General features: G+C 48.1%; 8 protein-coding genes. 3 read left to right on the top strand and 5 right to left on the bottom strand.

Going from position 1 to position 13,259, the window contains the following annotated elements; translation table 11 throughout:
* Positions 1-10 precede the first annotated feature (10 nt).
* A complete protein-coding gene (gene nagK, locus LHL18_RS08315; protein WP_226766567.1) occupies positions 11-925 on the bottom strand; it encodes an N-acetylglucosamine kinase in 915 nt (304 codons plus the stop codon).
* A 287-nt stretch (positions 926-1,212) separates the two neighbouring features.
* Between nagK and LHL18_RS08310 the strand changes: the two genes are divergently transcribed.
* Positions 1,213-3,777 carry a family 20 glycosylhydrolase gene (locus tag LHL18_RS08310; RefSeq protein WP_226766566.1) on the top strand — a complete coding sequence of 855 codons (2,565 nt, stop codon included), beginning with the start codon at positions 1,213-1,215 and terminating at the stop codon, positions 3,775-3,777.
* A gap of 315 nt (positions 3,778-4,092) precedes the next feature.
* On the opposite strand, the gene LHL18_RS08305 is transcribed toward LHL18_RS08310, so the two are convergent.
* Positions 4,093-4,800, bottom strand: a complete 708-nt coding sequence (locus LHL18_RS08305) for a SapC family protein (RefSeq protein WP_134052392.1) — start codon at positions 4,798-4,800, stop codon at positions 4,093-4,095.
* A gap of 240 nt (positions 4,801-5,040) precedes the next feature.
* Between LHL18_RS08305 and LHL18_RS08300 the strand changes: the two genes are divergently transcribed.
* A complete protein-coding gene (locus tag LHL18_RS08300) occupies positions 5,041-6,048 on the top strand; it encodes a sulfite exporter TauE/SafE family protein (protein WP_226766565.1) in 1,008 nt (335 codons plus the stop codon).
* A 3-nt stretch (positions 6,049-6,051) separates the two neighbouring features.
* On the opposite strand, the gene LHL18_RS08295 is transcribed toward LHL18_RS08300, so the two are convergent.
* Together LHL18_RS08295 and LHL18_RS08290 are read right to left on the bottom strand one after the other, a co-directional pair.
* Positions 6,052-7,065: a cupin-like domain-containing protein gene (locus tag LHL18_RS08295; protein ID WP_226766564.1), complete on the bottom strand. Its 1,014-nt coding sequence runs from the start codon at positions 7,063-7,065 to the stop codon at positions 6,052-6,054.
* 85 nt (positions 7,066-7,150) lie between these two features.
* The gene (locus tag LHL18_RS08290) at positions 7,151-9,829 is read right to left on the bottom strand and encodes a TonB-dependent receptor (RefSeq protein WP_226766563.1); all 2,679 of its coding nucleotides are present in this window, start codon (positions 9,827-9,829) and stop codon (positions 7,151-7,153) included.
* Between the two features lie 453 nt (positions 9,830-10,282).
* On the opposite strand from LHL18_RS08290, the gene LHL18_RS08285 reads away from it, so the two are divergent.
* Positions 10,283-11,308 (top strand): LacI family DNA-binding transcriptional regulator, encoded by a 1,026-nt coding sequence (locus tag LHL18_RS08285; protein ID WP_226766562.1) that lies wholly within the window; start codon positions 10,283-10,285, stop codon positions 11,306-11,308.
* A 45-nt stretch (positions 11,309-11,353) separates the two neighbouring features.
* On the opposite strand, the gene LHL18_RS08280 is transcribed toward LHL18_RS08285, so the two are convergent.
* The gene (locus LHL18_RS08280) at positions 11,354-12,955 is read right to left on the bottom strand and encodes an AbgT family transporter (protein ID WP_226766561.1); all 1,602 of its coding nucleotides are present in this window, start codon (positions 12,953-12,955) and stop codon (positions 11,354-11,356) included.
* Between the last annotated feature and the right edge of the window lie 304 nt (positions 12,956-13,259).

Below are 13,259 nucleotides of genomic sequence, written 5' to 3'. Positions count from 1 at the left end.
ACTTCTTTACCTATAACGATAGTGCGATAGATTGCGATTGGTCCCGCTGTAACGCAAACCAAATCGCTCCGAGTTCCGGCGTTTGTTGGGCCGGTGTAACCTGTTGCTGAATATTCAACGGCAAATAAGGTAATAACTTATGTGCCAAACCACCGATAAACGATAATCTTGGCGGCCCTGCTTTGAGCAAACGCTGCGCAATCGATGTAATAAAGGCAGCGCCCTGTTCAATTAATGCCTGAGCCGTCGCGTCCCCTGCTTCTGCGGCAGTAAACACCAACGGAGCATACTTAGCATAAGTGGTTGGGGTGGCATGCATAAAATGTGAGACCAGCGCCATCGTATCGCGTGCTGCCAACTCCTGCATCAAAAGATCAGTCATAGCAGTAGCAGGGGCCAACTGGTCAAGACTTAACAGAACTTTATGTACCAGTTGCATACCAAACCAGGCGCCGCTGCCATTATCACCATACGGAAACCCATGGCCGCCGACTTCAACCAGCTGGCCATTTACCGATGCCAGGCCACAGGAGCCTGTACCTACAATGATTACAGCGCCGTCCTGCCCCTGATGAGCACCCATACAGGCAATGTGCAAATCACTGGTCAAATACAATTGTTTGAACGGGTGTTGCCAGTCTGAAAACAGCTGATAATACTGTGGTACATTGACACCCGCCAGGCCTGCTCCTGCCACCAGTCGTGACATATCATTAAATGCCAGGCCTGCGCAGGTAAGGGCCTGCTGAGTTGCCGCCAGAATAGAGTCCGTGGCAATTTTCATACCGCGTAACGGGTTAGCAGGGCCCGATAACCCCTCGCCCAGAATTCGCTGATCTGACGATACAATGACAGCGCGACACTTGCTGCCACCGCCATCAATTCCCAAATACAAAGGCGTATCGGCCTTCAGCATCCCATTCATTCTTCAACCTCTTTACGATATAACCCGTAACGCCAGCGACTTTGCAACATCCTGATATTTGCTTCAGTCTGTTTAGACTGACACAAATTGACAGCGTTGTCATTTTTAGAATCCAGCATATAATAAATCTGACAAATAACAAGTGTCTTGTTTAAAAATCGAGCTAAAAGTTTAGTGACACAAGCAAAAACTTATTATAAAGATGTTTATTATCATCCGCTTGAATAACAGCTCTGAGCTGATAACCGCTAAGCCTTACTAGCTTAGCAAAAATGGGGAGAGAAGATTTGCGACAATACATTTTTGGATTGCTGGCACTGAGCTGCCAACAACTGTCGGCAGCGACGTCATTTACCCAACAGCAGCTAGCACAATTTGCCAGCCAAAGTACGTTGAGTTTTGCCGTGGCACAGCAGCAACCTACAACACCAATGCAGTTCAATGCGGCCATTACGCTGCACAATGGTTCAAAGTTTGCGTTGCCTGCGGGTAAGTCAGACTGGCAGGTCTATTTTCACCTGATCCGGCATATCGATACCATTGAACTGCATGGCGTTAAAATAGAACATGTGCAGGGTGATTTACATCGTATCAGCCCTACGGAACGTTTCGCGGGTTTAACACCGGCACAGCAGTTATCGTTGCCGTTTAGCTCAGCGCCCTGGATGGTAAGCTACAGTGACTTTATGCCGCGGGCTTTTATCACTGCTAAAGGCCTGACGCCTGAAATTTTCGCAAACACCAATACTGAGGATTTCAGCGCTTTTGTGCAGCCACTGATTTCACCGGCGCAGTTGCAGCGAAACTTTGCCGAAGGTGAGCAGGTTGCCGTTGTGACGCCGTCAAACCGGTTTAAGCGCAATGCCAGCCTGCTATCAGACGATACAACTAGTGATAGCAGTGCCCGTATCATTCCTGCCCCATTACATGCTGAATTGCTTCCACAACGGGTGTTGTTGACTACTGACTGGCAGATACAGTTTGATGACGCCTTAAAGCCTGAAGCTAACTACCTGCAACAGCAGTTGCAGCAGCAAGGTATTCAGCTGAGGCTCGCCAGCCACGACGCCAGCGCAAAGCAGCTTATCCGGCTGAGTACAACACCCGAGCTTGAGCTTGCTGCAGAAGGTTACCAGTTGACCATCAGCGAGCAGCAGATAAGCCTTAACGGCAAAGACAGCAGCGGGACTTTTTATGCTATTCAAAGCCTGCTCGCGTTGCTGCAAAACAGCAGCAAAGGGCTAACGCTGCCGGCTGGAAAAATCACCGACCAGCCAAGAGCTGGCTGGCGTGGTATGCACTACGATATGGCGCGTAACTTCCATGGCAAAGCTGTTACATTGCGCCTTATTGATAACATGGCCCGCTACAAGCTAAACAAATTGCATCTGCATTTAACCGAAGATGAAGGCTGGCGTTTGCAGATCCCCGGCTTACCCGAACTTACCGACATAGGTGCGACGCGTTGCTTTGATCTGTCCGAACAAAAATGTTTACTGACGCAGCTTGGCACCGGGCCTGATGCTACCGGCAGCGGCAATGGCTATTACACTACAGCAGACTTTATTGAAATACTGCGTTATGCCACTGCACGCCATATAGAAGTCATTCCCGAGATAGACCTGCCAGGCCACGCTAGAGCGGCTATTATCGCCATGAAAGCCCGTTACAACCGCCTGATGGCTGAGGGAAATGCCGAAGAAGCAACACAGTATCTGTTGTCAGACCCGGACGATACGTCGGTTTATCTCAGCGTGCAGAACTATAACGACAACTCAGCCAATGTTTGCCTGCCTTCAACTTATGCCTTTATCGAAAAAGTATTGTCCGAGCTGCAGAAGATGTATCAGCAAGCCGACATTAAGCTAAGCACCTTCCATATGGGCGGTGACGAGGTAGCCAAGGGTTCCTGGGAGGGCTCTCCCGCTTGTCAGCAGTTATTTACACAAAGCAGCAACAATATCAGCACAGTGGCGGATTTAAAGCCTTATTTTGTCAGCCGGCTGGCAGAGCTTACGCAGCAACATAAGTTGGTGTTAGCGGGCTGGGAAGATGGTTTGATGTATGATCAGCAAAATACATTTGAACGTAAAAAACTGAAAAACAAACAGATTATTGCCAACGCTTGGGACAATATCTGGGAATGGGGAGTTGCAGACAGAGCTTACCGCCTGGCGAATAATGGCTATCAGGTGGTATTGTCACCAGCCACCCACCTCTATTTTGACCACCCGCACGAGGCACATCCGCAAGAACGTGGCTACTACTGGGCAACCCGGTATGCTGGCATCGACAAAGTGTTTGGCTTTATGCCTGATAACCTGTATGCCAATGCTGACACAACCCGCAGTGGTACCAGCATTACCGATTTACCCGCTTTGGTTGGCAGAGCCTTGCCTGAGTTAGCACAACCGGAAAATATCCTGGGTATTCAGGGCCAGGTATGGAGTGAAACCATACGCACCGAACAACAGCTGGAACAGATGATTTACCCGCGTATGCTGGCGCTGGCGGAGCGCGCCTGGCACAAAGCCGCCTGGGAAGATACCGGCGATAACGCCGGGAAACTCAGAGACTGGCAAAGCTTTGCTGCCCGGTTAAGTAATGTTGAATTAGCCCGGCTAAATGACGCAGGTAGCAGCTTCTACCTGCCACCGCCGGGTGCGCAACTTGGCAAAGCTGGCTGGCAATTTAATACAGCCTTGCCGCATTTGACCATTGAATGTTCAACAGACAACGGTAATAGCTGGCATGCCTGTAACACTGCAAAGCTTGCAGAACAAAGCTTTTTGGCGCGAAGCCGCCAAGGCAATACCGTCAGCCGTACGGTCAAACTGCCGTTAACGCCTTGAGACAAAAAAGCCAGCTAACCGGGGTTAGCTGGCAAAACACCCTAAAGATTGGCAAATAAAAGCAACATCCTTGTCGACTGCTTCAGGCCACAACAACTACCCTGCGGCCTGAAATAGGGAGATATCCGCAGACATCAGCCAGAGCCTGCATCCCGGCGGTCACATGAAAACCGCACAACGTCATCATGACAACGTTGTCATTTTCTATACTATGAACATTTTTTAATCAAATCAACTGAATTATGAAATTTTTCTGGCAGGAGATGGGAAATGAACATGGTAACGGCAGATAACCGTTACCATGTTGCTCAGTGATTAACTGGCTTCAGCTACTTTTTTGACCAGCTTTTGCGTGTGCTGCAATGACATCAGCTGAGCATAGATAGCAGTCAAATAACCACTCTTACGCAGGTCTAGAAACACTTCATCACTTAGCTCATTAAGCTTTTTCTCATCAATCAGGTGAATACCGTTAATCCGGCGCTCTTCACCGTTAATATTCAAGGTCAACGTTTGCTCGGTGATTAAATCCAGGCTTTGCAACTTAGCAATGAAGTTACGGGTAATTACGCCCATATCAACATATTCAGACATCAGTTTTTTGCGATGCGCTAAAAACTCACTTTCACTGCCATCTTCATTAAACAGCGCATGGCCCTCGTTTTCACCCACGCGCTCTGAATTCTCGTCCAGAGCTAACAGCAAACGCTCGCTGTCTTGCTTTTCCTGTACCAGCATCAACGGATAGTTGCGAACGGCACGCGGCACATAAAGGGCTTGCCATTGATTGTCCTGCAGGAACAGGTTTTGTTTTACAGCTAAACCGAGCATCGCAACCGGTTGAAAATTATCGTTGTTCTTTACAAATACAATAGGAAACTCTGCACCTGCTACGACAAACTCGTGCACTACAACCGGCACTAAGTGCTCACCGTCGATATGAGAAAAGGCATTGTTATTATTAATTTTTGTTGCTGCGTGCTGTTCTTTATTTAATGGCACAATTTTTGGTGTTGAAGTCATAAACTACTCTTTGTTCTGTTCTGGAATTTGAAAAGTGCTGATGGCCGCACCGTTGTTCAAGTTGCTCACCCCTTGTACCATCAGCAGTGCGGCCTTATCATGCGCTAAGTTGACAACAGGATCAACAAGGTTAAAACACAGAATGCGTTAGCCGGCGACAAAACACTATAACTGTTAGGGTTTTTCTGCATTAATAATCCGTGACAACGCTGTCTTACACAATAATAAGGATAAAAAGCAGTGCAGCAACAACGGCGAACTTTTCTTTGGCTTTGGTTGTTATGGCTAGCAGGCTTTTATTCCGTCTGGCTTTATCTGGTGCTGGGCTTAGGTTTGTGGCCTGAGGCTAAAGCACACTGGCCAATAGCCGCGGCGATGGCGATTGGTAGCTATGCGGCAGGTTCCACGCCAATGGGTGGTGGTACAGTCGGCTTTCCGGTTCTGGTACTGCTGTTTGAGCAACCGGCCACGCTGGGCCGGGATTTCAGTTTTGCCGTGCAAGCCATAGGTATGACAAGTGCCAGTATTTTCATCCTGGCGAGGCGCCAACCTGTGGCGTGGGCAATGCTGAACGGCGCAATATTGGGCAGCCTGGTTGGCACGCCGCTGGGGATCTGGTTTATCGCACCTTACATTCCCGGGCTGTGGATTAAACTGATATTTGCCGTTGTTTGGGCCAGCTTCGGTATTCTGCATTTGTACCGTATCAATGAAATTGCCAGCCACAGCGGCATGACAGAATTTAACGAGAAATGGGACTTCAAAGTAGGCTGCTGGATTGGGTTATTTTCGGGCGCTACCGTCGCATCGGTTACCGGCGTTGGCATTGATATGGTGCTATACACCGCCCTGGTATTGCTTTGTCGCACCGACCTTAAAATCGCGATCCCAACTTCGGTCATTATAATGGCTTTTACCTCAGTACTGGGCGTGGTGGTAAAAAACCTCACAACCGGTATGCAACCGGGAGTGTTTGAAAACTGGCTGGCTGCCGCGCCGGTGGTAGCACTTGGCGCACCATTGGGTGCCTATATTGTCGCGCTGATTGGCCGCAAGCCTACCCTCGTCGTGGTAGCGTTTTTATGCGTACTGCAGTTTGTCTGGACAATACATTCAGAAAGCGCACAGCTCGGCATTACTGGTATAGCAGTGTCAGTGCTGGCGGTAGCTCTGTGCCTGCTGGGTTTTGAGCGACTTCGACACTGGGGAACGAAACTGGCAGGAGAACGTCCTCAGCCCGCTTACTAGTCGTTACAAATGCTTTATCTGACTTTGCAACCAATCGACGATTTTTTCCTTACGTGGCTCAGTCAGTTCCCCCTGCACACTACCGCAGCCTTTAGGTAAATGAGAGCACGGGTCTGACGCATCATGAAACACAAAGTGTCCAAACAGTGCTTGCCAGTGTTTGCGTTGATGCTCCGGTAGCTGCTTAATTGTCAACAAGGTATGTAACAAGCTGTCAAACGGCGAAGCTTTGTTCGTGTCATCGGCCAGCGAACCACCCCACCAGTAGTTAATCAGAACATTTACGGCAGATAGAGATTCTACATGGTGCCACCATAGCGCCGGAATGAATAACACATCTCCCGGCTCCAGCTCAGCAATTTGCGCTTGCTCTAACGCTTGCTCGAATCTCGGAAATTTAGTCATATCAGGCGCGGTTATATCAACCAGGCTAACCGGTGCACCGGCAGGCGTAAAATCCAGCGGCCCAATATACAGATTGGAGACCTGATCAGGTGGAAACAACGTGAATCGCCTCTTTCCTGCAACCACGCAAGCCAGATTATCAGCATCGTCAAAATGTGCGGGTACCACAATCTTATTTCCTGCCCAAATTCTAGGTACAACATCAGTATCCAGCAAAGGCATCACATTCTGGTTGCTAAACTCGGGTAAGCAGACATCTGTGCGGGCACTTTGCACCGCGATATGCAATGCATCTTTTTTTCCGGCAATACGGCGCAACTCATTCAGCACTGCTGTCACAGGAGCTTTCTGGCGTTCAAAGTTAAAACCCGTCAGGGTATCATTATAGGTTAGTCGTCCTTTTGTATCAGGGTGAGCCAATATGGTGTTAACCTCCTTCCGACTTTCTAACCCGGCAAAGTATTCTTGCAGCAATAAGTCAGACTTACCGGCCGCTACCACACTGGGCCAGTGCTTTACAGCCTGTCGCAATATCGCCGGCTGATGAGACGGTATAATTTGCTGCCAGAACTGGCTCTTATCCACATCAAAATACTCTGCAACCGCCGCCATTAATTCCCCCCTGATTAACACAAAACATAAAGGCTGGTAATGCTATGCAAAACCAGCCTTTACAGTACAGCTCGGTCTACGATCGTTAGAAATTCATCCTAACACCTGCCACAAAGCGTCTGCCGTTTTCATAGATAGAGAACAGGCGGGCTTTATCGGTGTTAAATTCAACCACTTCCTCGTTGGTTAAATTCACAGCTTCAAACGACAACGTAATATTGTCCGTTAGGTTGTAACCAATGCTGGCGTCAAGCTGGCCGTAACTGTCATTCCACAGTTCATCACCATTGTAATGAAGGCCTTTATACCACTCAGTGCGGTAGTTATACATTAACCGGGCACTGATTTTGTCCGTCTCGTAGTACACACTGGCGTTCGCCATATGACGGGATGTTCCCTCAACCAAACCTGAACCAGGCTTAGTCAAATCACGAGCTTCATCACGTTCGGCGTTGGTGTAAGTGTAGTTAGCACTCACACCAAAATCACCAAATGCCTGCTGATAGCTCACCTCGAAGCCATCGGTTTTACCACCAGGGCCATTCTCCGGCCGGGTAAAGGTCACGTCAACCCACTCTTCGCCTTCTTCCCAGTAACGCTCGTCAACAAAAGTCGAGAAGCTACGATAGCTCTTTACATCTTTGTGGAAATACGTCACAGCCAGCAAAGAAGAAGCATCAAAGTACCACTCCCACGACAAATCAAATTGGTCAGCAATTTGTGGCATCAGATGTGGATTACTGGCACTGCCTGTCGGCTGGGCAACATCCAGAGAGCCATAGGTAATTGACGAGGAAATGTTGTTCCAATCTTGCCGGGCCATAACGCGCGCGGCACCGAACCTCAGGATCTGCTCTTCACTCAAATCAAATGCAATATTCAGACTTGGCAATACTTCTGCATAATCATTATCAGTTTCAACCCATGCCAGATATTCAGGTGTCAGCCACTCACGATCATAGGTCAGTAATCCCCATGAATCGCCAGAGAACTCATATCCGCCAGAGGTTTGTTGGGTGTCAACATAACGAACGCCGATATTCCCTCTAAAGCCTTCGCCCTCAAAATCACCCTGCACATACAACGCCAGAATGTCTTCTTCAACACTCCAAATCTCCGGAAGGTTCAGTGACTTTGCGAAATCGGCCGGTACGCCATCCAGACCAACAAAAGCAATTTGCTCCATCGCGGCCCGGTTGTGTGCCAATTGTTGCGTCATATTACCATTTACGACAGCATCAATATTGACAGTACCGTTAAACAAACCGCACTGTGCCCAGTCATAACAAGTTGCAAAAATATGATCTAAATAACTGCCAGCAACGTCTTCATTACCAGTCATAGTTTGCGGACCATGCCAACTGTACGCTACGCGATCCTGGGTCCGCTCAGCCATACGGTACTTAGCACCGGTTTTAACCGCTGTAAAAGCACCTTTTTGTACCGGAATATTGAAATCAAACTGAGCATATGTCTCTTCATCTGTCGTCGGTTTCTCACCACCCCAAATCCAGCCTGGACGGAACTGCGTTGGGTCAGAAGCATCAATGGTCGTTGAAGCCGAAGGTGTGCCACCGCGCAAGTCAAAGGTATAACCTGTCAAGTCAGCCGGAGTACCATATTCCCAGGATGTTTCACGGTAAGTACCACCTTTGGCTTTGGTATGACCCACTTGAGTATGTAATTCAAATGACTCTGCACTGTAGTTCAAATCAAAATCTATTGAACGGGTTTCAGTCGACGATACGCGGTTAATAAAATTGTAGGCTGCGGTGCCTCCGGATGCGACTTCGCCAGCAACGACGCTGCCATCCTCAATCACTGTGTTGGTTAATGACGCAGCATTATTATTAACAAAAATCAGCCAGTTCTGGTTTTGGTTGTTGGCATCGACTTTAGAGTCTAAAACATTCAGAACCATATCCAGATTGTCATTTGGTCGCGCCTGCAAGGATAGGAATAAGGTTTCACGCTCACGATCCTGCTCAAAACGTGGTACCCCTATGTGGCTCGGTACTTTTTCATCAAGCGCAGGGTTTGTCGGCCAACCAAGCACTTCAATACCCTCACGCACCACTTTACGGTCTTGCTTGATAGCTGACACCAGAACACCGAAGCTTTCAGCATCGTTTTTCCAGGAATACATACCTGAAACTTGCGGATCCCATTTCTCAGAAGATTCGGAGTACTGGCCCTCAAGAGAAATATTTATTGAATTTGCATCCATTGACAAAGGCTTACGGGTACGCAGAATAACAGTACCACCAATAGAGCCTTCATCAATACTCGCCAACGGCGACTTATACACTTCCAGGTCTGACACTAAGGCAGACGGCAGCATAGTATAGTTAAAACTACGGCCAGGGTTATCCAGGATAAACCAATCGGCCGTTGCTACGGTTTGACCATTCAGTAAAGTTCTATTGGTAGAAGAGCTGGCACCACGAACAGTAATTTTTTCGCCTTCACCAAACTCGCGGCTGACACCCACGCCGGTAATGCGAGATAGAGACTCTGCGACGTTCTTATCCGGAAACTTGCCAATATCTTCCGCTGTTACTACATCGACAACTGCATTTGAAAATCGCTTGGCATTTAAGTTAGCTTCCTGAGACGCGCGAATACCACGAATCTCAATGACTTCTACCTGTTCTTCTTTAGCCACTTCTTCCTGGGCCAGAGCTGGCATGGTTAACACCGCACTGCCAACTAACAAACCCAATTTCACTGCTAAGGCACATTTATTTATTTTATTGTGCTGCATATGCTTCTCCCATTCCTGTTCTCTGATTTTATTGTCGAACTTCCCGGACACTCAATGACAACGCTGTCATTAAACTTCAACATACACAAAAAAAATTCCCTTTGCAAACCAGATTCGATGAAAATTTAAACGAATTTTGTAAGTAAGTCTGAACAGGACTTTGACTACAGATGGTAAAGCATACAAGTTGATAACTATTTACCACATCACAAAAAATAAAATAAAAACAATTAAATTCAAAAACTTAATAAAATAAACAACGAGAGTGAGTCTTTTAGTTGTATAAATAAACCGATATTTTTTAAATTAGTATTTGCCGTTGCAGCAAAAAAAAGGTATCCATTAGTTTAAAACAATCTAATTATTGACCAGCGTTGTCATTTTTATACTAAGGTGTAGCTGACAAGGGAGTTTGTTCAGCGCTGTGTCCATTTTCCGGGGCGGATTTACAGTATGAAAGTCACGATTAATGATGTTGCCCGTCACGCCGGGGTATCGATTAAAACGGTATCCAGAGTCATGAACAACGAGCCTTCCGTTCGAAAAGATACGGTAGATAAAGTACAGGCAGCTATCAATGAGCTGCAGTATCAGCCAAATGCTGCTGCCCGTAACCTTGCCAGCAGCCGTTCTTTCAGTATTGGTTACATCTATGACAACCCTAATGCGTATTATGTTATTGATATGCAGCGCGGCTTGCTTGATGCGTGCCGCAAGCACGGCTATGAACTACTTATCCACCCTACTAATGCCAAGTCGCCGGATATCGTGCAGGAAGTCATCGATCTGGTGCAACATTCACGTCTGGCCGGTTTGGTGCTGACACCACCGTTTTCAGAAATGCCGCACATCGCGGCAGCATTGGAAAAAATCGGCGTACATTTTGTGCGGATCATTTCCGGTTCAACGCCATCACCCAAACTGAGTAATTGCGTGCTGGTCGACGACTTTACCGCGGCCTTTAAAATTACCAATCACCTGCTCGAGCTGGGTCATACCGAAATAGCATTCCTGTGTGGTGATGAAGAACACAGCTCCAGCGGCGAACGCCTGGCAGGTTATCAGGCAGCTTTGGCCAAACGCGGTATCGCGGCCAACCCCAAATTTATTGTACCCGGCAGTTACTCGTTTGAATCTGGTGTAAAAGGCGCGACAAAACTGATGGAACTGGCCAAAAAGCCAACAGCTATTTTTGCCTGTAACGATGAGATCGCGGCAGGTGCCCTGTTCAGTGCCCGGCTGATGAACATTGCTATACCGCAGCAACTGGCTATTGCCGGTTTTGAGAACAGTCCCTTTTCGCGTCAAACCTGGCCGCCGCTAACCACTGCGCATCAGCCAAACGTGACGATAGCACAGCAAGCGGCAGAGCTGTTGTTCCGCCATACCAAACCAAATGCCAGTAAAAACCTGACTGACAAACAACCGGTCTTTATTCCGGAGTTACTGGTACGTGAGTCAACTACCAGCAATAGTTAATAAAAAACCGCACGAAAGTGCGGTTTTTTATTTCGGGTAACAGTATTACCCTGCAGGCTGATAATAGGTTGGCGCACCCGGCCCAACCGGCAGACCAAACAAAAATACCCAGACATAAAACAGCACTGTCCAGCCCAGTAAGAAGAACATTGAGTAAGGCAGCATCGTAGCCACCAGCGTGCCTATACCCAGGTTTTTCTGGTAACGGCTGGCTACGGCTAAAATGAGGCCAAAATAGCTCATCATTGGCGTGATCAAATTCGTTACTGAGTCACCAATCCGGTATGCCGCCTGTATTACCTCTGGCGCAAATCCTATCAGCATCAGCATCGGCACAAATATCGGCGCGGTAATAGCCCACTGCGCTGACGAACTGCCCAAAGACAGGTTGACCAGCGCACACATTAAAATGAACAGCGCAAACACTTCAGGCCCGTCTAACCCAAGCGCTGTCAGCAGCGCCGCACCTTTTACCGCTAGCACGGTGCCAAGGTTAGTCCAGTTAAAAAAGGCGACAAACTGCGACGCAAAAAATACCAGCACGATATACATGCCAAGGGTACTCATACCTTTTGACATCGCGTTGATCACATCTTTGTCATTTTTCATAACCCCCACGGTTTTACCGTAAACAAAGCCCGGTATTGCAAAGGTGATAAAGATAAAAGCGACAATACCTTTTAGAAATGGGGAACCAGACAGCTCACCTGTCTGAGGATGCAACAGCACGCCACCCAGCGGAGGCATGATGGTCAGGGCCAACACTGCCACTACCAGCAGCAATGCAATACCCGCATTGCGCAGGCCGGCTTTCTCCGCTGCACTGAGCGACTGCATATCTTGTTGCGGTATATCCTGCGCGGCATCTTCGGGCTTAAATTTGCCTAACCTGGGTTCGACAATTTTTTCAGTAATCACTGCGCCCAAAATGGCAATCATAAAGGTGCTGATGAACATAAAAAAGTAGTTGGCTTCCGGCCCTACGGTGTAGCCTGGGTCAATCATATGCGCGGCTTCTGTGGTAATACCCGATAGCAGAGGATCTATAGTGCCCAAAAACAAGTTTGCGCTGTAACCGCCTGAAACACCGGCAAAGGCGGCTGCCAGCCCAGCCAGTGGGTGGCGGCCCAGCGAATGGAAGATCATTGCGGCCATTGGCACTAACACCACATAGCCCAGCTCAGACGCAGTATTGGACACCACACCGGCAAACACCACGGTTAGCGTAACCAGTTTTGCCGGCGCTTTTAATACCAGTGCCCGCATCGCTGCGGACAACAATCCGGAATGCTCTGCAACGGCAACACCTAACAGCGCAACTAATACCGTACCCAGCGGCGCAAAACCGGTGAAGTTCGTTACCAGGCCAGTGACAATGCGCTGTAAACCCTCGGCACTGACCAGTGACACCACAGAAATAATGCCATCAGCTGAGCGACCGGCGGCGCCCTGCGGGCGGGGGTCTTCGACACTGACACCAAAGAAACCCAAAATACCGCTTAAGATGATAATAAATAGCGAAAAACACGCAAACAGCGTGATCGGATGCGGCAGTAAATTACCCAGCCACTCCACAGTGGCGAGAAAGCGGTTAAACCAGCTTCCTTTAGCAGAACGTTCAGTTGATACATTGTCAGGAGCAGACATTGTAAATCCTCAGAGGTAGATGTTTACCCTGCCAAGCCAGAACTACAACGGTAGTAACTATCAGTTATTCGGATCAAATATAAATTTCATACCTAACAGGCTGAAAGTCTATATTTAGACCTACAAAAAACTCAGGCCAGGCAAAGTTATTTTTTATAATTCTATAAACTGTATCATAGGCTGCAAAGGGTGCAAAACGTTGACGGCACATTCAGGCGCTTAGCACAGTTTTCTACGCCAAAAACTGATATCAGCAAAACTCTGCGCTATAGCACTAAAGTACCGTTGCTGCTTTTAGGTGTAG

Origin of the sequence: Rheinheimera aquimaris, from assembly GCF_020531985.1 — a bacterium.
In the GTDB taxonomy this organism is placed as follows: Bacteria; Pseudomonadota; Gammaproteobacteria; order Enterobacterales; family Alteromonadaceae; genus Alishewanella; species Alishewanella aquimaris.
The sequence above is the reverse complement of the archived record's forward strand: the minus strand, read 5'-3'. Positions and strand labels throughout refer to the sequence as shown.

Bases quoted from the DNA above. Each gene is read 5' to 3' on its own strand.
- nagK (WP_226766567.1), bottom strand. From the start codon at position 925: ATGAATGGGATGCTGAAGGCCGATACGCCTTTGTATTTGGGAATTGAT.
- LHL18_RS08285 (WP_226766562.1), top strand. From the start codon at position 10,283: ATGAAAGTCACGATTAATGATGTTGCCCGTCACGCCGGGGTATCGATT.
- LHL18_RS08280 (WP_226766561.1), bottom strand. From the start codon at position 12,955: ATGTCTGCTCCTGACAATGTATCAACTGAACGTTCTGCTAAAGGAAGC.
- LHL18_RS08305 (WP_134052392.1), bottom strand. From the start codon at position 4,800: ATGACTTCAACACCAAAAATTGTGCCATTAAATAAAGAACAGCACGCA.
- LHL18_RS08290 (WP_226766563.1), bottom strand. From the start codon at position 9,829: ATGCAGCACAATAAAATAAATAAATGTGCCTTAGCAGTGAAATTGGGT.
- LHL18_RS08295 (WP_226766564.1), bottom strand. From the start codon at position 7,065: ATGGCGGCGGTTGCAGAGTATTTTGATGTGGATAAGAGCCAGTTCTGG.